Consider the following 22491-nt stretch of genomic DNA (forward strand, 5'->3'; position numbering starts at 1 on the left):
ATGAGGCCCCGCCTCGACCCGGCTCCTAGACGAGGTTGTCCTCGACGGTGAAGCCGAACTCACCGCGGCCGTACATCGCCAGGGCGCGCTCGACGTCGTTGGCGACGTGCACGCCTCCCGCGTGGGCGTCGCGCCAGGCGCGTTCGATGGGGTTGCCGCGCTTCAGGGAGTTGCCGCCCGCGGTCTTGAACAGGATGTCGATGGCCTCGAGGGCGCGCTCGGTCCCGCGCACCTGGTCGCGGCGGGTGCGCAGCCGCAGCTCCATCGGGATCTCCTCGCCCGCGGCGGCGCAGGCGTACAGCTCGGCGACGTTGCGGTTGAGCTGCAGGATCGCCGCGTCGATCTCGGAGGCGGCGCGGGCCACGGCGACCTGGGCGAACTGGTCCTCGGCGAAACGGCCGCCGCCGACGCTGAGGCGGATCCGGTCGCGCATCGCCGACAGGTACGCGTCGTAGCAGCCCGTCACCGCGCCGATCACCGGTGCGGTGACGGCCGAAGTGAAGATCGAGGCGAACGGCATGCGATACAGCGGGGCGGTGTTGACGCGCTGGCCCGGGCCGCGCAGGTGCGCCTGGTCGTGGTTGCGCAGGACGCGATGGTCCGGGACGAAGGCCCGCTCGACCACGATGTCGTCGCTGGCGGTCCCGCGCAGCCCGATGACGTCCCAGACCTCCTCGATCGCGTAGTCCGCCCGCGGCACGAGGACCGTGACGAAGTCCCGGCCCCGCTCCCCCGTCGCCAGGCCGCCGAGCAGGGCCCATGAGGCGTGCCCGCAGCCGGAGGAGAAGCTCCAGTGGCCGGTCAGCTCGTACCCGCCCTCGGCCGCCGTCAGCCGGCCGGCCGGCGCGTACGAGGACGACACCAGCGTGTCCGGGTCCTCGCCCCACACCTCCCGCTGGGCCCGCTCGTCGAAGAGCGCGAGCTGCCACGGGTGGACGCCGAGCACGGAGGCGACCCACCCGGTGGAACCGCAGACCCCCGAGATCGCCCGGACGACCTCATAGAAGTGCACCGGGTCGCTCTCCGCGCCGCCGAAGCGCGCCGGCTGCAGCATCCGCAGCACGCCCGCGGCCGTGAGCTCCTTCATGGTCTCCCCGGCGACGGACCCGCTCGCGTCCGTCGCCGCCGCCCGCTCGGCGATGCCGGGCAGCAGCGGGCGTACTCGTTCCAGGACCTCGTTCGTCATATCTCCGCTCCGTGAACGCGCGGAAGACTCATCGTGCTGCGAACCGGATCGGGCGGCGGGGGCGGTCCCGCCCAGTGGGACCTGGGGCCGGGCCCCGCGCTCGCGCCCGTAGCGTGCGGTACATGACCACAGCCCCCGAGAGCGGAGTCCGCGCGATCGAGGCCGCAGCGACACCCACACGCTTCGCACGCGGGTGGCACTGCCTGGGCCTGGCCGAGAGGTTCCGCGACGGAAAGCCGCATTCCATCCACGCCTTCGGGCAGAAGCTGGTCGTCTTCCAGGGCGGCGACGGCAGGCTCAACGTCCTCGATGCCTACTGCCGGCACATGGGCGGCGACCTGTCCCAGGGCACCGTCAAGGGCAACGAGATCGCCTGCCCCTTCCACGACTGGCGCTGGGGCGGCGACGGGCGGTGCAAGCAGATCCCCTACTCCCGCCGTGTGCCGCTGCGGGCTCGTACGGCGGCCTGGCCCACGCTCGACCAGGACGGCATGCTGTTCGTCTGGAACGACCCCGAGGGCAGACCTCCGCGCGAGGAGGAGGCCCTGCCGCGGATCGAGGGCGCGCTCGACGACGAGTGGACCGACTGGCTCTGGTACGAGACCGTCGTCGAGACGAACGTGCGCGAGGTCATCGACAACAACGCCGACATGGCGCACTTCTTCTACGTGCACCTGACGTTCCCGACCTACTTCAAGAACATCTTCGAGGGCCACATCGCGGCGCAGTACATGAACGGGAAGGCCCGCGAGGACGCCCGTCCCCGTCTCCCCGAGGGCAGCCCGCAGCTGATCGGCAACTCCTCGGTGGCCGCCTACTACGGGCCCTCGTTCATGACGGACGAGATCACCTACAACTACGACCGCATGGACGTCCGTACGACGCTCATCAACTGCCACTATCCGATCGACGCGAACTCCTTCGTCCTGCAGTACGGGATCATCGTCAAGAAGCAGGACGGCCTGGACGAGGAGGCGGCAATGGAGGTCGCCAAGACCCAGGCGATGTACGTCAAGCGCGGTTTCGAGCAGGACGTCCAGATCTGGAAGAACAAGGCCCGCATCGACAACCCGCTGCTGTGCGAGGAGGACGGGCCGGTCTACCAGCTGCGGCGGTGGTACGAGCAGTTCTACGTCGACGTCGCCGACATCGAGCCGGAGATGGTGGAGCGGTTCGAGTACGAGCTCGACACCACCAGGCCGAACGAGGTGTGGGAGAAGCAGGTCCAGGACAACCTCGCCGCCAAGGCGGCCGCGAAGGCCACCGAGGGCAAGGCCCCGGTCGCGTGATCCGCTCCGACGAGCGGCTCGACGACCTGCCGATGACTCCGGTGGAGTGCCAGCGGTGCCGGGCCACCGTACGGGTCCGCAAGTCGAGCTGGCAGCAGACCAGCGTGCAGTGGGACGAGGCCGGGACCCGGGCCTGCCCGGAGCGGCGCTCGCCGGCGGACGCCGGCGGGCCCGTCCGCGAGGCCGACTTCTTCACCTGCGCCGGGCTGCGCGAGTCGATCGCCCAGGCCACCCTGTCGGGGGCGATCCCGATGCCGGAGGGCTCAGTGGCGTACGGCGGCACGGCCGGCGCGGCGGCCGAAGAACGCGCCGTCCGCCAGTGAGGTGCCGCTGATGTAACCCGCGCCATGGATGCCCGAGCTCGCCCGGCCGGCCGCGTACAGGCCGCCGATCGCGACGCCCGAAACGTCCAGGACGGCGCCGTCCGTCGTGGTGCGCAGCCCGCCGAGGGTGAAACCCGAGACGCCGCCCGACGGGCTCTCGCCGCCGAAGCCGCGGTTCGGGTCGATCGCGGCGTACGGCGCCCGCAGCGGCCGCAGCCAGCGCCGGTTCTTGTGGAAGTAGGGGTCCTCGCCCTGCTCGGCGTGCCGGTTGTAGGTCGCGACCGCCGTCTCCAGCGAGCCGGGCGGCAGGCCGAGGTCCTTCTCCAGCCCGTGGAGGGTCTCGTCCGCGAACGCGGGGCGTACGTTCCACCGGTCGCGCTCGGGGATCTCGTCGTACCCCTGCTCGTCGACGATCACCCAGTACGGCCGGGGCTGGTGGCGTACGGCGGCGGCGCTCGCCAGGCCGGGGTAGACGTCCTCGTTGATGAAGCGCCGGCCGAGGGCGTTCACCAGCATCCCGCGGCAGATCATCGCGGGCAGGAACGACGCGGCGATCTGGGTGACCGCCATCCCGCGCGTGGCCGCGCCGATCGCGAGGCCCATCGCGATGCCGCTGCCGTCGTCGAGCCCGGCGCTCACCTTTCCGTGGCCGAGCAGAACCGGCGCGTGGTCGGCGAGCATCTCCTCGTTGTCGACGAAACCGCCCGTGGTGAGGATGACCGCCCGGCGCGCCCGGTACGTCACCGGCTCGCCGTACCTGCGCGCGACCACGCCCACGACCCGCCCGCCGTCCAGGACGAGGCGGGAGGCGGCGGTGTCCGTGTGGTGCCGCGCGCCGGCCGCCGCCACCGCGGCGACCAGCTTCTCCATGAGCAGCCAGCCGCCGAAGGACTCGGTGGCCGGGCGGTGCCCGCGCGGCACGGGGCGGGCGACCTCGTCGTAGGGATGGGCGTTCTCGCCGAGCCACATCAGGCCGTCCTGGGTCGGCGGCATCCAGCTCTGGCCGTCGTAAAGACTCGGGTTGAAGGTCAGCCCGATCTCGAGGTACCACTCGAACAGCTCCAGGCTCCCGTCGCAGAACAGCCGGAGCTTGTCCTCATCGCTGCCCGGCCCGAGCGCCGCCCGCAGGAAGGCGAACATGTTGTCCGCGCTGTCGTCGTACCCGCAGGCGCGCTGCACCGGCGTGCCGCCGCCGAGGTAGAGCTCGCCGCCGGACATCGCCGCCGAGCCGCCCGGCCCGCCGGCGCGCTCCAGGACCAGCACGTCGGCGCCGGCCCGCGCGGCCTCCCACGCCGCGGCGCCTCCCGCGCACCCGAACCCGACCACGAGCACGTCCGCCTCGTGATCGAAGGAGGCGATGTCGGCGGCCCGTACCGGAGCGAAGGAGCGCGCAGGGTCCATGGCCGGAAAGTAGCGCGCTCTCCCGTCCGGCGCCCGCCGATCCCGTTGAGCGAGATCCCCGCCCGGAGCCCGCGCACGCGCCCGGAGCCCGCTCGCGCGCGGGTTTCACTCATCGGGATGGGGCCGGGCCGCCCGTACGCCGCGTGTCTACGGTGCTCGCAGGAGCATGGACGGAGGCGGAGACATGAGCGTCACGACCTCGCCGGGTAAGGAGACCGGTCCGTCCCCGCAGGAGATGCGCCGGGCCATGGGCGCCTTCGCCAGCGGGGTGACGGTCGTCGCCGGCATCGACGGCGGCGAGCCGGTCGGCTTCGCGTGCCAGTCCTTCGCCAGCGTGTCCCTCGAACCGCCGCTGATCCTGTTCTGCGCCGACCACCGGGGCCGCTCCTGGCCCCGGATCCGCCCGGCGGGCCGGTTCAACGTCAGTGTGCTGGCCGAGGGCCAGGACGAGGTCTGCACGCGGTTCGGGTCCGGGCAGGGCCGCAAGTTCGAGGACCTCGCCTGGCACGCCTCGCCCTGGGGGACGCCGGTCATCGAGGGCGTGCTGCTGCGGGTGGAGTGCGTGGTCCACGACGTGCACGTCGCCGGCGACCACGACGTGGTGATCGGCCGCGTCCTCGCCGTCGACGCGCCCGGCGAGGAGGCCCAGCCGATGATCTTCTTCCGCGGCGGGTTCGGGCTCGGCCCCGCCGTCGCGGCGCCCGAGCTGTGGGGCTGGGGCGACCACTGGGGCTGACCGCCGCACCGGCCGTCAGAAGGTGTCTTCGCCGCGCAGGGTCGCGTCCGCGCCGCCGTCGACGAAGACGACCTGGCCGGTCATGTGGGTGTTCTCCGGGGCGACCAGCCAGAGCAGCGCGTGCGCGATCGCCTCCGGCGGGGCGTACCCGCCCAGCGGCATCGGGACGGACTCATCCACCAGCGCGCGGCCGTCGTCGGTGGACAGGAGCGCGGCGGTCATCGGGGTGACCACGACGCCCGGGGCGACGGCGTTCAGCGGGATGCCCGCGCCGGCCCAGCCGGGCTCGACGGACGTACGCCGGACCCAGCGGGCCAGCGCCAGTTTGGAGGCCGCGTACAGCTGGTACCCGCGGCCCTCGGCGACGGCCTTCCCGGCGAGCGACAGCGCCCGTTCCTCGTCCCGTTCCGCGCAGGCGGCGGCCACGTCCGCGTCGGAGGTCTGGATCGAGGAGATCGAGGAGATGACCGCGGCGCGCGGCTCCTCCGCGCGCACGAGGCCGGGCCGCAGCGCGCCGAGGAACTCGACCACGCCGAAGTAGTTGACCGCGACGGCCGCCTCGGTCGGCTCGGCCGTGCCGGCGCAGGCCACGACGGCGTCCACGACGCCGCCGGCGCGCCGCAGCGCGGCACCGGCGGCGTCGCGGCGGCCCTGGCGCGTGGACAGGTCGGCCACCACCTCGGCGTCGCGCAGGTCGACGCCGATGACCTCGTCGCCGCGCCCGCGCAGCAGGGCTGAGACGGCCGCGCCGATGCCCGACGCCGCTCCCGTGACGACCACCTGACGCGCCATCGCCGTTTCTCCTTGGTCCGGGCCGGATCGGCCCACGTCAGCCGGAGCGGGGAACGAAGGCGGCCAGGGGCTCCGAGCCCGACCAGTCGTGGCCCCAGTACGAGTCGGAGCTGATCTCCTCGGCCGTGTAGTGGCTCTCGTCGACCCGCAGGCCGTCGGTGCCGTACTCGATGTCCCACCCGCCGGGAGCGCGCACGTAGAAGGAGATCATCTTGTCGTTGGTGTGCCGTCCGAGCGTCGAGGACAGCGAGAAGCCGGCCTTGCCGATCCGGTCCAGGGCGCGTCCCACGGCGTCGAGCGAGTCGACCTCGACCATCATGTGGATCAGGCCGGGCGCGCCGCCGTGCGGCGCCGGGCAGATCGCCAGGCTGTGGTGGCGCTCGTTGACCCCCATGAACCGGATCCGCGGCGCCGTGCCGTCCCGGCCCGCCGCGCCCACCTTCATGGCGCCGCGCGGGAGGAAGCCCAGCACGTCCGTGTAGAAGGCCACGGTCTCCTCCAGGGCCGTGGTGGGCAGCACCACGTGGCCCAGGCCCTGCCCGCCGGTCACGAACCGCTGGCCCAGGGAGCCGACCACCGGGGAGTGGTCCAGCACCGGGCCGAAGAAGACCTCGACGGGCACGCCCGCGGGGTCGAGAAAGGTGACCGCCTGCTCGACCCGGCGGTCGGCGCACTCGGCCGCGGGCAGGGGCTTCACCGCGACCCCGGCGGCCTCCACGGCGGTGCTCACCGCGGCGAGACCGAACTGGTCGCGGACCTCCCAGCCCACCGACAGCACCTGGTCGGTCTCCCCCGGCAGCACGACGACCCGCGCGGACCGCTCGTCCATCCGCAGGTAGAGCCCGCCGGGGACCGGTCCGGTCCCCTCGGCGAAGCCCAGCGCCTCGACGGTCAGCTCGCGCCACCGCGCGAGGTCGGTCGCCTGCACTCTGAGGTAGCCCAGGCCGCGGATATCGCTCATTGCGTCGCCCTTTCCGAACGAGGTCAGATCATCGAGCGCATCGGGCCGGGGGGCGGCTCGATGCCGAGGTTCGTCAGCGCCGACGCGTGGAAGACCGGCCCGGGAACGTGGATCGCGTGCACCAGGCCCATGTGCGCGTCGCGCCAGAACCGCTGGATCGGGTTGCTCATCCGCATCCCGTTCCCGCCGGAGCGGCCGACGATCTCATCGACCGCCCGTACGGCGCGCCAGGCCGACTGCGTCTGGATGCGCCGGCCGACCGCGCGTTCCTCGATCGTCGAGCGCACCCCCGCCTCGGCCTGGTCGTAGAACCGGCAGATGTTCTCGATCAGCGCCGTACGGGAGGCGGCGATCTCGGCGGCGGCCTCGCTGACGGCGTACAGCGAATACGGGTCGTCCTTGATCTTGGTGCCGGTGATCTGCACGCGGGTCCTCTGGTACGCGAGGTGGTGGGCCAGCGCGCCCTCCGCGATGCCGATCACGGCCGAGGTGATGCCGAGCGGGAACGCCTGGGAGAACGGCACGTGGTAGAGCGTGCCGGCCAGCCCCGCCTCCTCGGCCGCGGACCCGTCGGATACCTTGGCGAACGGCAGCACCCGGTAGCCGGGCACGAAGGCGTCCTTGACGATGACGTCCTTGCTGCCCGTCCCCTTGAGCCCCACGACGTCCCAGGAGTCCTCGACGATCTCGTACGAGGCCCGGGGCAGGATCACGTGGTACTGCGTGGGCGGCCTGGCCATCTTGCCCTCGGCGTCCCCGAGCATGCCGCCGAGGAAGATCCAGTCGCAGTGGTCGGTCCCGGAGGAGAACTGCCAGCGGCCGTTGAAGACATAGCCCCCGTCGACGGGCCGCAGGATCCCCATGGGCGCGTACGGCGAGGCGATCCACGTGTCGGGGTCCTCTCCCCAGACCTCCTCCTGCACGCGCGGGTCCGCCATCGCCATCTCCCACGGATGGACCCCGACGACCCCGGCCACCCAGCCGGACGCGCCGTCGAGACTCGCGATCTTCATGATCGTCTCGGCGAACTCCCGCGGGTGGGCCTCCAGGCCGCCGTGCGTCTTCGGCTGCAGCATCCGGATGACCCCGGCCTCGCGCATGGCCTTGACCGCCTGGTCGTCCAGCCGCCCGAGGTCCTCGTTCACCGGCCCCAGCGCCGCGATCCGCTCCGCCGACTCCATCACGGCGTCGAGCACGTGGTTGCTCATGGTCGTCCTCGCTTCGTCGATCGATGGAGACGCGCGTCTCTACTGGTCATACGTCACCCGGACCGTGTCGCTGCGCGGGATCGACTGGCAGGCCAGGACGATGCCGTCGGCGATGTCCTCTTTCTCCAGCACCTCGTTGTGCAGCATCTCGACCTCGCCCTCGACGACGATGCACGCGCAGGCGCTGCAGCGGCCCTCGCGGCAGGAGAACGGCGCGTCGAGACCGGCGGCGAGGAGCACGTCGAGCAGCTTGTTGTTCTCCGGCCAGGCGAGCGTGGTCATCTCCCCGTCCAGCTCGACCTCGACGGTGCCGGCCGCGCCGTCCTCATCCAGGACGACCTCCGGCTCGGCGAACGGGTCGTTGTCCAGCGACACGAACCGTTCGTGGTGCACGCGCCCGGCCGGCATCCCGAGCCCGGAGACGCCCTCGGTGACCGCGTCCATGAACGGCGTCGGCCCGCAGATGAACACGTGCCGGGCGGTGTAGGGCCGGGCCAGCTCCCGCAGGGTCGGCACGCTCGGGATGCCCTGCACGGACTCCAGCAGGTGGACGGCGTGCAGGCGGCCGGCGTGCTGCTTCTCCAAGGCGACGAGCTCGTCGCGGAAGATCACCGACCGTTCGTCGCGGTTCGCGTACACGAGGGTCACGTGCCCGCGGCCCGCGTGCAGGGCGGACTTCAGGATCGACATGAGCGGGGTGATCCCGCTGCCGCCGGCGAAGAGCAGGAGGTCGGTGTCGAGCGTGTGCGGCGTGAACGTGCCCGAGGGCCGGAGGGACTCGATCTCGTCGCCCTCGTGCAGGTTGTCGCAGATCCAGTTCGAGCCGTAGCCGTCGGCGGTGCGCTTGACCGTGACCTTGAGCCGCTCGCCGAGGACCGGGGAGCTCGACAGGGAGTAGCAGCGGGCCGCGCCGCCCGCGCGGTCGGTCGGGATGTTGAGGGTGAGGAACTGGCCCGGCCGGTACGCGAGGTCCCCGTCGCCGGCGTCGGCCGGTTCGAAGACGATCGAGTGGGCGTCCTCGGTCTCGCGCACCACCTCGACCACCCGGAGCCTGAACGAATGCTGTCGGATCACGGCCTCCCCGGGTAGCTACGCGATCCGCTCGGAGTCGGCCGGCGCCGCGGCGCGCGCGGCGGCGTGCCGCGCCGCGATGTAGCCGAAGACGATGGACGGGCCGATCGTGCCGCCGGGTCCGGGGTAGTCGTTGCCCATGACCGAGGCGGTGGTGTTGCCGGTCCCGTACAGGCCCTCGATGGCCGAGCCGTCCGGGCGCAGCACGCGGGAGTTCTCGTCGCACACGAGCCCGCCCTTGGTGCCCAGATCCCCGGCCTCCACCCGGATCGCGTAGAACGGGCTCTTCTCGATCACGTCGAGGGTGGGGTTGGGCAGGGTCGGGTCGCCGTAGTAGCGGTCGTAGGCGCTGTCGCCGCGGCCGAAGTCGGTGTCCTTCCCGTCGCGGGCAAAGCGGTTGAAGCGCTCGACGGTCGCGGTCAGCGCGCCGGCGGGCACCCCGATCCGGCCGGCGAGCTCTTCGAGCGTGCCGGCCCGGTACATGACGCCGCCGTCGTAGAAGGACCGGTGGAACTCCGCGCCCGGCAGCACCTGGGCGAACGGGTAGCGCGCCCGCGCCGTGGCGTCCATCACGAACCACAGGGGCACGTGCCCGCCGTCGAGCTGGTCGTGCACGAAGTTCACGTACGGGGCCGCCTCGTTGGTGAACCGCTCCCCGGTCCGGCCCGAGACGATGACCGAGCGCGGGATCGACCGTTCGGAGACCAGCGGGATCACGGCGCCGGACGGGTGCCGTACGGATGGCATCCACCACGCGTCGTCCATCAGGTCGACGGCCGCGCCGAGTGCGCGGCCGGCCAGGATGCCCTCGCCGGTGTTGCCGGGCGCGCCGCCGCTGACGTCGGCCTGGCCGCCCTCGGGCAGGTACTCGCGCCGCATCTCGGCGTTGTGGTCGAAACCGCCGCTCGCCAGCAGCACGCCGTGCCGGGCACCGATGCGCGTCGGCCGGCCGTCCCGTTCGACGACGACGCCGCGTACCGTCCCGTCCTCGACGACGAGCTCGGTCATCGGCGTCTCCAGCCACAGCGGGACGCCCGCGTCCCTCACGGCCAGCCGCAGCCGGGTGACGAGCGCGCGCCCGGTCGCGGCCATGTGCCGGCGCCGCACGAGGTTGGTGGAGACCCGCCAGGCCGCGACGACCGATGCCCCGCGGCCCCGCCACGTCCGCTTGACCATCGCCAGGTCGTGGTAGTTCCGTGCCGTGATCCACAGGCCGAGCGGGCCCTTCAGCCCGTTCCGCGGCAGGGTCGCCTCGTCCTCCCCGAGCTTTCGGGTGTCGACGGGCAGGGCCTCGATCGAGCGTCCCAGGGGGCTGCCGCCCTCGACCTCGGGGTGGTAGTCCGGGTAGCCCTTCACCCAGGCGAACCTCATCCAGCGGTTCTTCTCCAGCAGCTCCAGCGCCGGCGGGCCCTGGTCGACGAACGCGTCGATCCTGGCCTCGGGCACCTTTCCCTCGGTGAGCCGGCGAAGGTAGGTCCGGATGGTCTCCCGGTCGTCGCCGCGTCCCTTGCGGCGCAGGGCCGGGTTGTCCGGCACCCAGATTCCGCCGCCGGACAGCGCGGTCGTCCCGCCGAAGTGCCGGCTCTTCTCGACGATCAGGGTGTCGAGTCCCACGTCGACCGCGGCCAGCGCGGCGGCCATGCCACCGCCGCCGCTGCCCACGACGAGGAAGTCCACCTCGCGGTCCCAGTCTGCGCTCATGATCCTGCCACGTAACCACCCGTCGCCGGCGGTCGAGCCGGGCATCCCGATGAGCGAGACCGCCGCCCCCGCACGGGACGAGCCGAGGCGAGGCCCGCATCGACGTGCCCACCTGCCGGGACTACGCTGAGGCTCCCCGCCCGGAGACGATCACGCGAGGACTGCAGAGTGGCCAGCGATGTTCTCGAGTCCGTTCGTGAGCTGCTGCCCGCCATCCGCGAGCGCGCGTCTCGCACCGAGTCGGAGCGCAGGGTCCCGGAGGAGACGGTGTCCGCGCTCGTCGACGCCGGATTCTTCGCCATGCTCCGCCCGGCGCGGTACGGCGGTGGCGAGAGCGACCCGGTCGACTACTTCACGGCCGTACGGCTGCTCGCCTCCGCGTGCCCGTCGACGGGCTGGGTCGCGTCCCTGCTCGGCATCACGCCCTGGCACGTGGCGCTGCTCGAACCCCGGATGTGCGCGGACGTCTGGGGCGAGGACCAGCGCGCGCTCGTGTCCTCCTCGTACGCGCCGACCGGCCGCCTGGTACCCGCCGACGGCGGCTACCGGCTGACCGGGGCCTGGCGCTCCGCGCCCGGCGCCGAGCACTGCGACTGGATCCTGCTCGGGACCCTGATGATCGGCTCGACCGGCGACCCCGTCGACTACACCGCGGCCGTGGTGCCCCGCTCGGACTACACGCTGAAGGACGGCTGGAACGTCGTGGGGCTGCGCGGTGCGGGCGGCATGGACGTGCAGGTCGACGACGTCTTCGTCCCGCCGCACCGGATCTTCGGCGCCGCCGGCCGCCGGCGCATCGCCAAGGTCCAGCGCGGCCCGGACGCCCCGGCGCTCTACCGCGTCCCGTTCGCCGCCATCCACGGCACGGCCCTCGTCGCGCCGCTGCTCGGCGCGGCCGAGGGCGCCTACCAGTACCACCTCGCCCGCATGCGGCGGCGGAGCGAGCTCAGCCACGGCGGGCGCAAGCCGTCCGGCGACGAGTTCGCGCCGGTCGCGGTGGCCCGCGGGTCGGGCGAGATCGACGCGTCCGTGCTGCAGCTGGAGCGCGACCTGCGGGAGTTCATGGACCACGCGCTCCGCAACGAGCGGACCCCCATCGAGCTCCGCCTGCGGGCGCGGCGCGACCAGGTCCGCAGCGCGGAACGGGCGGCCGAGGCGGTCGACCTGCTGCTCAAGGCCGCCGGCGGGCACGGCGTACAGGCCGGCAACCCGATCCAGCGCGCCTGGCGGGACGTCCACACCGGCGCGGCGCACGTGGTCAACGACGTCGACCAGGGGCTGTCCCTGTACGGCCGCTGGGCCTATGGCCTCGGGGTCGACGACAGCCTGATCCTGGTCTGAGACGAGCTGGAGGTGCACCCGGAGTGACCCAGGAGAGTTCGGGCGGGTCCGCCCCGCCGTCGATGATCGAGCGGATGACGCTGATCATGGAGGCGTTCGGCGACCGTTCCGCGCGGCTGCGGCTGGATGAGATCGCCGCCTGTACCGGGCTGCCCCGGTCGACCTCCCACCGCATCCTCGAACAGCTCGTGCGCCTGGGCTGGCTGCGGCACACGCAGGGCGGGTACGCGCTGGGCCAGCGGGCGCTGCAGCTCGGCGGGTCGGTCAGCGACCACGCGGAGGTACGCGCCGCCGCCGTCCCCCTCCTGGAGGAGCTGCACGCCAACACCGGGAAGATCATCCACCTCGGCATCCTCGACTTCGCGGACGTCGTCTACCTCGACAAGATCGGCGGGAAGGGCGCTGCGGCGCTGCCGTCGCGCGTCGGCGGGCGCGCCCCCGCGCACGCCGTCAGCCTGGGCAAGGCGATGCTCGCCTGGCTGCCGCCCGAGGAGGCCGACACCCTCCTCGAAGGCGGCATGAAGGCCCGTACCCACAACACGATCACCAACCTGATGGTGATGCACCAGGAGCTGCGCCGGATCCGTGGCCGGCACGGGCTGGCCTTCGAACGCGACGAGTACGTCGTCGGCATCTCGTGCGTGGGCGCGGCCGTACGGGGGCCGGACGGCGCGGTGGCGGGGATCTCGCTGTGCGGCGAGACCAGCGCCGGGCCGCTGGACCGCTACGCCCCGCTCGTGCTCGACGTCGCCAAGCGCATCTCGCTGCGGTTGTTCCCGGAGACCTCGCCGGACGACATGCCCTCGACCGTGTGGTCGGACGGGATGATGGAGCGCATCCTCAGTCTCCTCGACGACGACACTCTGATGTGAGCGGGCGTCCTCAGAAGCCGGCCCCGGTCGTCATCCCCCCGTCGACGACGAACTCCGATCCGGTGCAGTAGCTCGAGTCGTCGCAGGCGAGGAACAGCACCACGGTGCTGACCTCCTGGGGCTTGGCGAACCTCGGGATCGGCAGCCGGGAGATCATCCCCTTCGTGTGCCGCCGGGTGTCGTCGGGGTCGGCGCCGGTCATGGGCGTGGCCACCGCTCCCGGATGCACCGAGTTCACCCGGATCCCGCGCGGGGCGAGCTCGAGGGCGGCGGACTGGGTCAGTCCGCGGACACCGAACTTGCTCGCGCTGTAGCCGGTCATCCCGGCGCTGCCGACCAGGCCGTTGACCGAGGAGATGTTGACGATCGAGCCGCCCTCGCCCATCACCGGCGCGGCGTACTTGACGCCGAGCCACTGCGAGACGAGGTTGACGTCCAGGAACCGGCGGAAGTCGTCCACGCTCATGTCGGCGACGGGTTGGAACCCCAGGATGCCGGCGTTGTTGACCAGGATGTCCAGCCGCCCGAACGTGTCCGTCGTGTACTCCACGATCGCGGACCAGTCCGCCTCGGAGGTCACGTCCTGCGGGACGAACCGGCAGTCGTCGCCGAGCTTCTCGCCCAGCGCCCGGCCCTCGTCCTTCAGGACGTCGCCGAAGACGACCTTCGCACCCTCGTCCAGGAAGGTCCGTACGTGCGAGGCGCCCATCCCCCGCGCGCCGCCCGTGACCAGTGCGACCCTGCCGTCCAGCTTGCCCATCACCGCACCTCCGGAGCGGCGAAGCGGTCCTCGGTGAGCCGGAACGTCGGTGTGTCGTCCAAGGAGACCTCCGACTCGTAGAGCCGTTCGTAGGTGGTCCGCGCGATCCGCCAGGCGCCGTCGGCGCCGCGACGGTACCGGTCCCGGTAGATGGACGCGCCGTCCAGCAGGACCCGGTCCCGCTTGCGGATCACGCGGTCCGTCAAGGCCCACACGCCGGTCGCCTCGTCGCCGTCGATCGCGATCTCGGGCTGGCTCAGGCGGTGCACGGTGATGATGTCGTCGGTCATGATCCGGCTCAGTGTCCGGACCAGCTTCTGGGCGCCCTCGAAGGTGAGCCGGTGGCCGTACTCCGCGGTGACGCCGGGCTCCAGCGTCGAGGCGAGCAGGTCCCAGTCCTTGGTGTCGACCGCGCGCATGTAGCGGTACTTCAGCTCCTCGATCGCCCGGTACTCGACCAGGTCCTGGACGTCCATCGACCCCTCCTTATCGGCCCGCGGCCATGTCGAGCGCCGCCAGGTGAGCGAAGACCATCGCGGATCCGATCGGGGTGCCGCCGCCCGGGTAGACGGTGCCGCTGACCGCCGCCATGGAGTTGCCCGCGGCGTACAGGCCCTTGATCACCCGTCCGGAGGTGTCGAGCACCCGCGCCGTCGCGTCGGTGCGCAGGCCGCCCTTGGTGCCGAGGTCGGACAGGCCGAACGCGGCGGCGTGGAAGGGCGCCCGCTCGACCGGGACCAGGGGCGAGGCGCCGTCGGAGAAGGACCGGTCGTACGGCTCGTCGCCGCGGCCGAAGTCCTCGTCCCGGCCCGTGCGGGCGAACGCGTTGAACCTCGTCACCGTCGCGGCGAGCGTGTCCGCGGGCACGCCGATCCGGCCCGCGAGCTCCTCGATCGTGGCGCCGCTCACCCATAGTCCCGCGTCCTCGTACGCCTGCGTCTCTCCCATCGGGACGCTGGTCGAGCGCACCGGCGGGCGCGCGCCGTGGCGGTCGTCGTAGACCATCCAGAACGGCAGGCTCAGGAGGCCCTGGTCCATGCGCTCGATGGCCACCCGGCCGATCCGGTCGTAGGGCCACGACTCGTTGACGAAGCGCTCCCCGTCGTCGCCGACGAAGATCCCGCCGGTGAACCACAGGGAGAAGGTCGAGGTCCCGTCCGGGTGAGTGAGGCCCGGCGACCACCAGGCCTCCGACATCAGGTCGGTGGCGGCGCCGGCGTCGATCCCGGCCTGGAGCGCCCGGCCGAGGTTGCCGGCCGGGCCCATCGCGTCCCGGACGTCCCCGGGGACGCGGTGCTCGGCCCGCATCTCGGCGTTCCGCTCGAACCCTCCGGCGGCCACGAGCACGCCCCGCCGGGTCCGGATCCGGTGCCGCCGCCCCTGGCTCGTGACCACGGCGCCGGCGATCGTGTCGCCGGTACGGACGAGCTCGTCGCAGACCGTCTCGGTCCGCAGCTCGGCGGACTCGTGCCTGGACAGCGCGAGCAGCAGCCGGCCGATGAGCGCCTGGCCTCCGCTGACGAGGTCGGGCAGCGGCCGTCCGGCGCGGTCGGCGCCGAGCGGCGGCCGCAGCACGTCACGGAGCGCGCCGAGCCGTTCGGGCTTGAGCGGGCGCGGCATGATGTGCCGCCCGGTCGGGCTCGCCTTCGGCGCGGACCCGAAGTAGTCCGGCCACGGGTAGACCATGAAGGCGAAGTCGTCGTCGCCCTCCAGGTAGTCGACCAGCGGCGCGCCGCCCTCGAGGAACGCGTCCTGCAGGTCGCGGGGCGTACGGTCGCCGACGACGGCGCGGAAGTAGGCCTTGGCGTCGTCCAGGCTGTCGGTGTCCCCGGCGCGCCGGAGCACCGCGTTGCACGGGAACCACAGGCCGCCGCCGGAGTAGGCGGTCGTGCCGCCGAACCGGTCGGTCGCCTCGACGACGATCACCGAGAGTCCTTCGCGGGCGGCCGTGTACGCGCCGGTCAGCGCGCCGCCGCCCGAGCCGGCCACGAGAACGTCGCACTCTTCGTCCCAGGTCCGCTCCGCCGTCATGGGCACATGGTCACCGGCGCCCGTACGCCTGTCTCGCCCGGTCTCACTCAACAGGACCGCCGCACCGGGGTACGCCCCGGGCGATCCATGCTTGTACGCCCCCCGCCGAAGGAGGCTCCGTGCTGGACCTAGGCCAACTCTCGGACCGGATCGAGATCGCCGACCTGCTCACCTCTTACACGCGGGCGGTCGACCTCGGCGAGTGGGACCGGCTGGACGCGGTCTTCACCCCGGACGCGCACATCGACTACCGGGCCACGGGCGGCATCGAGGGCACGCTCCCGGCGGTGAAGGCCTGGCTGGCGGAGGTGCTGACGGCGTTCGTCCGCCGCCAGCACGTCATGGGCCAGTCCGAGGTCGTCCTCGACGGCGACGCGGCGAAGGTGACGGCGTACTTCGCGAACCCGATGATCAGCCTCGGCGGGGACGGCGGCGAACGCCTGTTCGCCTGCGGCGGCTACTACCATCACGACCTCGTACGGACCGGTGAGGGCTGGCGCTCGCGCAGCCTCGTCCAGGAGCTCACCTGGACCCGCTGACCGGTTCGGCTCAGCCGCGGGCGTGTGACGGCGCGGACGTGAGCGTGTCCCAGGCGGCCATCGCGCAGGTGATGACCGCCTCCAGCTCGGCGCGGTCGGCGCCGTCGCGAGCCTGTACGGACAGGCCCTGCACCACGGTGGTGTAGTAGCGGGCGATGGCGTCGAGGCCGGCGGCCGGCACGGTGAGGTCGCCGTCGGCGGCGCCACGGGCGAGCCGGTCCCTGACGGTCGTGAACATGTCGCGCCGGATGCCGGCCAGGAACTCCCGGACCGAGTGGTTCTCCACGGCGCCGGTGGGCGCGGCGAGGATGAGCATGCAGTAGTGCGGGGCCTCGGGGCGGGTGATCTCGTCGGCGGTGGCGCGCAGCATGGCGTGGATCGCGCCGCGCGTGGTCGGTTGCTCGCGCAGCGCGCGCCTGGGCGGCTCGCCCGAGGTCGCGCCGTAGAGCGCCATGACCTTGCGGAACAGGTCCTCCTTGCTGCCGAAGTAGGCGTAGATGCTGGCCGAGGCGATCCCCATCGCCTGCGCCAGGTCGTTGAGCGAGGTGCCCTCGTAGCCCCGCTCCCAGAACACGTCCAGTGCCTGGCGCAGAGCGGTGTCCGGGTCGAAGGTGCGCGGCCTGCCGCGGGTGGCCATCGAGATGCACCTCCATTTGTTTGTCGTTCGACCAAGTTTACCTTGATCCGCACTGAAGAGGTGTGACACGGTTTGTTTGTCGTTCGATAATCAAAAGGAAGCCGATCATCATGAGCGTTCCCTCGACCATGCGCGCCCTGCGGCAGACGTCGCTGAACGGCCCACAGGACCTGCGCCTGATCACCGACGCGCCGGTGCCACGCCCGGGTCCGGGCGAGGTCCTGATCCGCGTCACCGCCGCCGGAGTCAACTTCGTCGACATCTCGCAGGGCCGCGGAACGTTCGCGGGTGGCCCGCGGCCGCCGTACCTGGCGGGCATCGAGGGCGCCGGTGAGGTCACCGCCGCCGGCGAGGGGGTGACCGGCCTGGAGCCCGGCGCCCATGTGATCGGCGTGGGCATGGGCGGCGGCGCCTTCGCCGAGTACATGGTGCTGCCCGCGGCCGGCGCGATGCCGGTGCCGGCGGGCTGGACGGACGAGCAGGCGCTGGGCCTGGTCGTGAATCTTCCGACCGCGCTGGCGGCGCTCAAGCCGCTGGGCGGCGTCACCGCGGGGCAGACCGTGCTGATCCACGCCGCGGCGGGCGGGACCGGCCAGGCCGCGGTGACGATGGCCAAGCACTACGGCGCGACGGTCATCGCCACGGCGTCGCCGGGCAAGCACGAGGTGGTACGGGCGCTCGGCGCCGACCACGTCCTCGACTCCCGCGGCGCCGGCATCGCCGCCGAGGTCCGGCGGCTGACCGGCGGCGCGGGCGCCGACCTTGTGCTGGAGTCGGTCGGCGGCGCCACCCTCGAGGCCGGTCTGGCGGCGGCCAAGCGGGTCACCGGCCGGGTCGTCGTCTACGGCATGGCCGGCGGCGAAGCCGCGATCACCAACTGGGAGCTGGTCTACAAGCACCAGATCCACGTCATCGGCCTGAACATCGGCACCCTGATCCAGGCCGCACCGCAGATCTTCGGCGAGGTCATGGGCGAGTTGTCCGGGCTTCTCGCGGCCGGGGTGCTCGGCCCCGGCCGGCCCACCGTGTACGAGCTGGCGGAGGGGCCGAAGGCGCTCGCGGAACTCGAGGCGCGGGCCACCGTGGGCAAGCTGGCGCTGGTGCCCTGACCGTGACGCCTGGGGCTACTTCCTGGTCAGGAAGGCCAGGACGACGCTCTCCCAGGCGTCCTTCTGCTCGATCATCGCCCAGTGGCCGCAGTCGGGGAAGACGTGGAGCTCGGCGTCCGGGATGGTGCGCATCGGCACGATCGCCATGTCGAGCGGGCTGACCCGGTCGTCGCGGCCCCACGTGATGAGGGTCTTGGCGGTGATCTTGTGCAGCATCGCCCAGTACGGCGGGACGTCTCCGGGCGGGCGGGCCGCCATCGCCTTGCGGCCGTACATGCGGCGGGCGCTCGCCAGCGTGGCCGGGTCGGTGGCCTGGGTCCAGCGCTCCTCGATCAGCTCCTCGGTGATCAGGGCGGGGTCGTGGACCATGGAGTTCAGCCACTGGACGAGCCGCTCGCGGGTGGGGTCCTCGGTGAACTCCACCAGCAGCCGGATGCCCTCGCTCGGGCCGGGGCTGAACAGGTTGCGGCCCACGCCGCCGATCGTCACCAGCCGCCGTACGCGGTCGGGCTGGGCGCTCGCGACCTGGGCGGCGACGATGCCGCCCATGGAGTTGCCGATGACGTCGACCTGCTCCAGCCCGAGCTCGTCGAGGAAACGGATCACGGACTCGGGGGCGGCGACCATCGGGTGCCGGTCGGTCGGGTCACTGACGCCGAAGCCGGGGAACTCCAGGACCATGCAGTGGAACCACTCGGCGAACACCGGGAGGTTCCCCCGGAAGTTGCGCCACCCGGTCACGCCGGGGCCCGAGCCGTGCAACATCAGCAGCGGCGGGCCGTCGCCGGCCTCGTGGTAGCGCAGCGTTCCCTTGTCCGTCCGCAGTTCACGCAGCGTGGAGTCGTGGTTGAGTTCCGCCATCGTCGACCTCAGCTCCTCCGCGAACGTGTTGCGGGCACGTTAACCGGGACCGGGTACGGACGGCCGCGATCATCCCGATCAGCGAGACCACGGCCCCGTACGCCGCCGGTCGTCCCCGACCCTGGCGGGATGGACTCCCGCTCTGAGGACTTCGCCGGCCGCCGTGGAGCGGCGCTCGTGCTCGGTGCCAGCGGCGGGCTGGGGGCCGAGATCGCCGGGACGCTGATCCGCCGGGGCGGCTCGGTCGCGCTGACGTTCCGGCGCGAGTCGCCCCGGATCGAGGAGCTGCTCGGGACGTCGGCGGCGGCGCGGGCCTACCGGCTGGACCTGGGAGACCCGGAGGCGTGCGCGAAGGTCGTCGACACGGTCGTGGCCGACTTCGGCGGCCTGCACACGCTCGTGTACGCCGCGGGCCCTCACGTGCCGATGGTCCACCTCAGCAAGGTGACCCCGGAGCGGTTCCGCGCGCAGGTGCTCGACGACGCCGTCGCGTTCTTCAACGCCCTGAGCCCGGCCCTGCCCCACCTGCGTACGGCGGGCGGCTCGATCGTGGCGGTGACCACCGCGGCGACGAGCCGGTTCCCCGTACGTGACGGGCTCTCGTCGGCGCCCAAGGGCGCGGTCGAGGCGCTCGTACGCGGCATCGCCGCCGAGGAGGGGCGGTTCGGCGTCCGCGCCAACTGCGTCGGGCCCGGCATGCTGACCGACGGGATGGCCGAACGGCTCATCGCCTCCGGCGAGCTGGACGACCGCGCCCTCGACGCCGCCCGCGCTCGCATCCCGCTGCCGCGCTTCGGCACGGCCGCCGACGTCGCCGAGGCCGTCTGCTTCCTCGCCTCCGACCGGGCCGGCTTCATCACCGGCCAGAAGCTCGACGTCGACGGCGGTTACGGCGTGTAGGTCGCTACTTGAACGTCAGCGAGACGGAGCCGAGCCCGGTGAAGTCGGCGGTGAAGGTCTGCCCGCGCGCCGCGTCGATCGCCCGGGTGCACGACCCGGGCAGCACCACGTGCCCCGCGTGCAGGCGGACGCCGAAGGAGGCGACCTTGCGGGCCAGCCAGGCGACCGCGATGACCGGATCGCCCAGCACCGCGTCGGAGCGGCCGGCGACGACGAACTCGCCGTCGCGGCGCAGCGTGGCCTCGATCGCGGTCAGGTCCAGGCCGGCGGGCGGCACGCCCTCCCCGATCACGTAGCCGGCCGAGGAGGCGTTGTCGGCGATGGTGTCGGCGAGCTTGATGCGCCAGTCGGCGATCCGGCTGTCGATGAGCTCGATCGCCGGGACGACGCGTTCGGTGGCGGCGAGCACGTCGGCCTCGGTGCAATCCTCACCGGGCAGGTCCGCGCCGAGCACGAAGCCGACCTCGACCTCCACGCGGGGGTAGCAGTAGCGGTCGGCGGCCACCGGCTCGTCCTGACGCAACGCCATGTCGGCGAGCAGGTGGCCGTAGTCGGGCTCGTCCACGCCCATCATCTGCTGCATCGCCTCGGACGACAGCCCGACCTTGTGCCCGTTGACGGCACCACCGGCCGCGAGACGACGCCGGATGTTGACGAGCTGGATCTCGTAGGCGTCCACCGCGTCGATGTCCGGATGGGTCTCGGTGAGCGGGGGAATCGGCGCCCGCTCCCGCTCGGCGGCCCGCAGCCGATCGGCGATCTCCACGCGCTGTTCCTCGGTCAGCATGCCGTGACGCTACCCGCGCCGCCCCGCGCGGACCGCCCCGATCCCACTGGCCGGGAACATCACCTCGGCCCCCGGACACCGGGAGAGCCGGCGCCGCCTTCACCACCGGGCCCGGCTCGGCCGGACCGCAACGGGCGCCCTTGTCAGCGGCCGTCCTGTGCCCGGCGACGTCCGCGAAGGACACCCCGGACGGGCGGCCGGGCCTGCTGGTAATGGCCCTCGGACGCAGGTGACCGGCGGGCCGGCTCGCCCGCCGGCCGCTCTTTCAGGCTCCGAAGACCGGAATCGCGGGTGCCGCCTTCGCCACCAGGCTCGTGACCACCGGGCCCAGGTCGGCAGGGTCCCAGCGGGCGCCCTTGTCGGTGGACGGGCCGTGGCGGAAGCCGTCGACCACGCAGATCTCGCCGCCCTTGACCTCGAACACCCGGCCCGTGACCTCGCCCGACTCCGCCGAGCCCAGCCAGGTCACCAGCGGTGAGACGTTCTCCGGGGCCATGACGTCGAACGCGCCCTCCTCCTCCGGCGCGGCCATCATGTCGTCGAAGAGTCCCTCCGTCATCCGCGTCCGGGCCGCCGGGGCGATCGCGTTGACGGTCACGCCGTAGCGGGCCAGTTCGGCGGCGGCCACGAGAGTCAGCCCGACGATGCCGGCCTTGGCCGCCGAGTAGTTGGCCTGCCCGACGTTGCCGTACAAGCCGGCGCCGGAGGAGGTGTTGATGACCCGGGCCGCCACCGGCCGCCCGGCCTTGGTCTCGGCCCGCCAGTGCGCGGCGGCGTTCCTCAGCGGCAGGAAGTGGCCCTTGAGGTGCACGCGCATGACCGCGTCCCACTCGTCCTCGCCGAGGTTGACCAGCATCCGGTCGCGCAGGAACCCGGCGTTGTTGACGAGCGTGTCGAGCCGGCCGAACGACGAGACGGTGGTGGCGACCAGCGCCGCGGCGCCGTCGGCCGTGGCGACGTCGTGGTCGCTCGCCACCGCACGGCCGCCGAGCGCCTCGATCTCGTGCACCACGTCGTGGGCGGGGCCCTCGCCGGCGGACCCGGCACCGTCCCGCGTCACCCCGAGGTCGTTGACGACGACGGCGGCCCCCTGCCGGGCGAACTCCAGGGCGTGCGCCCGCCCGAGACCGCGTCCGGCACCGGTCACGATGACGACTCGTCCCGCGCAGATCATCGCGTGGCCTCCTCTGCTAGATTCCTTCTAACAAATGTTTGGTGGAAAGGTAGCACTATGGGAGTCTCCACCACAGTCCACCCGGACGGGGTGGCCGAGATCGTCGTGGCCGTGCCGCCGGTGAACGCGCTCACCGTGCGGGGCTGGTACGACCTGGCCGACGCGGTCACCGCCGCGGGCCGTGACCACCGGGTTCGCGCCGTGGTGCTGCGCGCGGACGGCCGGGGCTTCAACGCCGGCGTGGACATCAAGGAGATGCAGGCCGCGGAGGGCTTCGAGGCGCTGCTGGGCGCCAACCGGGGCTGCGCCGCCGCGTTCGCCGCCGTCTACGAGTGCGAGGTCCCGGTCATCGCCGCCGTGCACGGCTTCTGCCTGGGCGGCGGCATCGGCCTGGCCGGCAACGCCGACATCATCGTGGCCAGCGAGGACGCCACCTTCGGGCTGCCCGAAGTGGACCAGGGCGCCCTCGGCGCCGCCACCCACCTGGCCCGGCTCGTCCCCCAGCACCTGATGCGCGCCATGGTCTACACGTGCCGCACCGCGACCGCCCGGCAGCTCCACCAGTACGGCTCGGTGCTGGAGGTCGTGCCGCAGGCCGAGCTGCGCGAGACGGCGATGGAGGTGGCCGGGCGGATCGCGGGCAAGGACCCGCTGGTGATCCGGCGGGCCAAGGAGTCGCTCAACGGCATCGACCCGGTCGACGTCCGGCGCAGCTACCGGTTCGAGCAGGGCTTCACCTTCGAGCTCAACCTCGCCGGCGCCGGCGACCGGCACCGCGACGCGTTCGTCGCCCGGAAGGAGCGGACGTGAAG

The 22491-nt window shown here is 72.6% G+C and carries 23 protein-coding genes; 9 read left to right on the forward strand and 14 right to left on the reverse strand.

Annotated features, from left to right (window positions below; genetic code table 11):
* Window positions 1-25: 25 nt before the first annotated feature.
* Window positions 26-1186 (reverse strand): 3-hydroxy-9,10-secoandrosta-1,3,5(10)-triene-9,17-dione monooxygenase oxygenase subunit, encoded by a 1161-nt coding sequence (hsaA, locus tag QWU11_RS41075; protein ID WP_290119987.1) that lies wholly within the window; start codon window positions 1184-1186, stop codon window positions 26-28.
* 122 nt (window positions 1187-1308) lie between these two features.
* Between hsaA (QWU11_RS41075) and QWU11_RS41080 the strand changes: the two genes are divergently transcribed.
* Entirely contained in the window at window positions 1309-2475 is a 1167-nt protein-coding gene (locus QWU11_RS41080) for a Rieske 2Fe-2S domain-containing protein (RefSeq protein ID WP_290119988.1), read from the forward strand.
* Complete coding sequence (locus tag QWU11_RS41085; RefSeq protein WP_290119989.1) at window positions 2472-2798, forward strand: ferredoxin; 327 nt, start codon at window positions 2472-2474, stop codon at window positions 2796-2798. The genes QWU11_RS41080 and QWU11_RS41085 overlap by 4 nt, the downstream gene beginning before the upstream one ends.
* Here the strand turns inward: QWU11_RS41085 and QWU11_RS41090 are convergent.
* The gene (locus QWU11_RS41090; RefSeq protein WP_290119990.1) at window positions 2739-4199 is read right to left on the reverse strand and encodes an FAD-dependent oxidoreductase; all 1461 of its coding nucleotides are present in this window, start codon (window positions 4197-4199) and stop codon (window positions 2739-2741) included. The genes QWU11_RS41085 and QWU11_RS41090 overlap by 60 nt on opposite strands.
* 184 nt (window positions 4200-4383) lie before the next feature.
* Here QWU11_RS41090 and QWU11_RS41095 point away from each other — a divergent pair, with 184 nt between their 5' ends.
* Window positions 4384-4935, forward strand: a complete 552-nt coding sequence (locus tag QWU11_RS41095; RefSeq protein WP_290119991.1) for a flavin reductase family protein — start codon at window positions 4384-4386, stop codon at window positions 4933-4935.
* Between the two features lie 15 nt (window positions 4936-4950).
* Here QWU11_RS41095 and QWU11_RS41100 read toward each other — a convergent pair whose 3' ends face one another.
* Genes QWU11_RS41100 through QWU11_RS41120 form a run of 5 tightly spaced genes read right to left on the reverse strand, consistent with a single transcriptional unit; the run spans window position 4951 to window position 10668 of the window.
* The gene (locus QWU11_RS41100) at window positions 4951-5727 is read right to left on the reverse strand and encodes an SDR family oxidoreductase (RefSeq protein WP_290119992.1); all 777 of its coding nucleotides are present in this window, start codon (window positions 5725-5727) and stop codon (window positions 4951-4953) included.
* A 37-nt stretch (window positions 5728-5764) separates the two neighbouring features.
* Window positions 5765-6688: a VOC family protein gene (locus QWU11_RS41105; RefSeq protein ID WP_290119993.1), complete on the reverse strand. Its 924-nt coding sequence runs from the start codon at window positions 6686-6688 to the stop codon at window positions 5765-5767.
* A gap of 23 nt (window positions 6689-6711) precedes the next feature.
* Window positions 6712-7896, reverse strand: a complete 1185-nt coding sequence (locus QWU11_RS41110; RefSeq protein WP_290119994.1) for an acyl-CoA dehydrogenase family protein — start codon at window positions 7894-7896, stop codon at window positions 6712-6714.
* Window positions 7897-7935: 39 nt separating this feature from the next.
* Window positions 7936-8970 carry a ferredoxin--NADP reductase gene (locus QWU11_RS41115; protein ID WP_290119995.1) on the reverse strand — a complete coding sequence of 345 codons (1035 nt, stop codon included), beginning with the start codon at window positions 8968-8970 and terminating at the stop codon, window positions 7936-7938.
* Window positions 8971-8985: 15 nt separating this feature from the next.
* The gene (locus QWU11_RS41120; protein WP_290119996.1) at window positions 8986-10668 is read right to left on the reverse strand and encodes an FAD-binding protein; all 1683 of its coding nucleotides are present in this window, start codon (window positions 10666-10668) and stop codon (window positions 8986-8988) included.
* Between the two features lie 168 nt (window positions 10669-10836).
* On the opposite strand from QWU11_RS41120, the gene hsaA (QWU11_RS41125) reads away from it, so the two are divergent.
* The gene (gene hsaA, locus QWU11_RS41125; RefSeq protein WP_290119997.1) at window positions 10837-12009 is read left to right on the forward strand and encodes a 3-hydroxy-9,10-secoandrosta-1,3,5(10)-triene-9,17-dione monooxygenase oxygenase subunit; all 1173 of its coding nucleotides are present in this window, start codon (window positions 10837-10839) and stop codon (window positions 12007-12009) included.
* Window positions 12010-12032: 23 nt separating this feature from the next.
* Entirely contained in the window at window positions 12033-12881 is an 849-nt protein-coding gene (locus QWU11_RS41130; protein WP_290119998.1) for an IclR family transcriptional regulator, read from the forward strand.
* 10 nt (window positions 12882-12891) lie between these two features.
* On the opposite strand, the gene QWU11_RS41135 is transcribed toward QWU11_RS41130, so the two are convergent.
* The 3 genes from QWU11_RS41135 to QWU11_RS41145 are packed head-to-tail and all read right to left on the reverse strand — an operon-like array spanning window position 12892 to window position 15672.
* A complete protein-coding gene (locus QWU11_RS41135) occupies window positions 12892-13641 on the reverse strand; it encodes a glucose 1-dehydrogenase (RefSeq protein WP_290119999.1) in 750 nt (249 codons plus the stop codon).
* Entirely contained in the window at window positions 13641-14117 is a 477-nt protein-coding gene (locus tag QWU11_RS41140; RefSeq protein WP_290120000.1) for a nuclear transport factor 2 family protein, read from the reverse strand. Before QWU11_RS41140 ends, QWU11_RS41135 begins: the two co-directional genes overlap by 1 nt.
* 10 nt (window positions 14118-14127) lie before the next feature.
* A complete protein-coding gene (locus QWU11_RS41145; protein WP_290120001.1) occupies window positions 14128-15672 on the reverse strand; it encodes an FAD-binding protein in 1545 nt (514 codons plus the stop codon).
* A gap of 119 nt (window positions 15673-15791) precedes the next feature.
* On the opposite strand from QWU11_RS41145, the gene QWU11_RS41150 reads away from it, so the two are divergent.
* Window positions 15792-16211 (forward strand): nuclear transport factor 2 family protein, encoded by a 420-nt coding sequence (locus tag QWU11_RS41150; RefSeq protein ID WP_290120002.1) that lies wholly within the window; start codon window positions 15792-15794, stop codon window positions 16209-16211.
* Between the two features lie 10 nt (window positions 16212-16221).
* Here the strand turns inward: QWU11_RS41150 and QWU11_RS41155 are convergent, their stop codons facing one another.
* Window positions 16222-16848, reverse strand: coding sequence for a TetR/AcrR family transcriptional regulator (locus QWU11_RS41155; protein ID WP_290120003.1), 627 nt, complete (start codon window positions 16846-16848; stop codon window positions 16222-16224).
* 110 nt (window positions 16849-16958) lie between these two features.
* On the opposite strand from QWU11_RS41155, the gene QWU11_RS41160 reads away from it, so the two are divergent.
* On the forward strand, window positions 16959-17957 hold the full coding sequence (locus QWU11_RS41160) for an NADPH:quinone oxidoreductase family protein (protein ID WP_290120004.1): 999 nt from the start codon (window positions 16959-16961) through the stop codon (window positions 17955-17957).
* Between the two features lie 15 nt (window positions 17958-17972).
* Here QWU11_RS41160 and QWU11_RS41165 read toward each other — a convergent pair whose 3' ends face one another.
* Entirely contained in the window at window positions 17973-18818 is an 846-nt protein-coding gene (locus QWU11_RS41165; RefSeq protein WP_290120005.1) for an alpha/beta fold hydrolase, read from the reverse strand.
* 129 nt (window positions 18819-18947) lie between these two features.
* Here QWU11_RS41165 and QWU11_RS41170 point away from each other — a divergent pair, with 129 nt between their 5' ends.
* Window positions 18948-19718 (forward strand): SDR family oxidoreductase, encoded by a 771-nt coding sequence (locus QWU11_RS41170; protein WP_290120006.1) that lies wholly within the window; start codon window positions 18948-18950, stop codon window positions 19716-19718.
* Window positions 19719-19722: 4 nt separating this feature from the next.
* Here the strand turns inward: QWU11_RS41170 and QWU11_RS41175 are convergent, their stop codons facing one another.
* Together QWU11_RS41175 and QWU11_RS41180 are read right to left on the reverse strand one after the other, a co-directional pair.
* Window positions 19723-20505, reverse strand: coding sequence for a 2-keto-4-pentenoate hydratase (locus tag QWU11_RS41175; RefSeq protein ID WP_290120007.1), 783 nt, complete (start codon window positions 20503-20505; stop codon window positions 19723-19725).
* Between the two features lie 265 nt (window positions 20506-20770).
* Complete coding sequence (locus tag QWU11_RS41180; RefSeq protein ID WP_290120008.1) at window positions 20771-21679, reverse strand: SDR family oxidoreductase; 909 nt, start codon at window positions 21677-21679, stop codon at window positions 20771-20773.
* A 57-nt stretch (window positions 21680-21736) separates the two neighbouring features.
* Between QWU11_RS41180 and QWU11_RS41185 the strand changes: the two genes are divergently transcribed.
* Complete coding sequence (locus QWU11_RS41185; RefSeq protein WP_290120009.1) at window positions 21737-22489, forward strand: enoyl-CoA hydratase family protein; 753 nt, start codon at window positions 21737-21739, stop codon at window positions 22487-22489.
* Window positions 22490-22491: the final 2 nt, after the last annotated feature.

The organism is Actinomadura sp. DC4 (genome assembly GCF_030406325.1).
Lineage (GTDB): Bacteria > Actinomycetota > Actinomycetes > Streptosporangiales > Streptosporangiaceae > Actinoallomurus.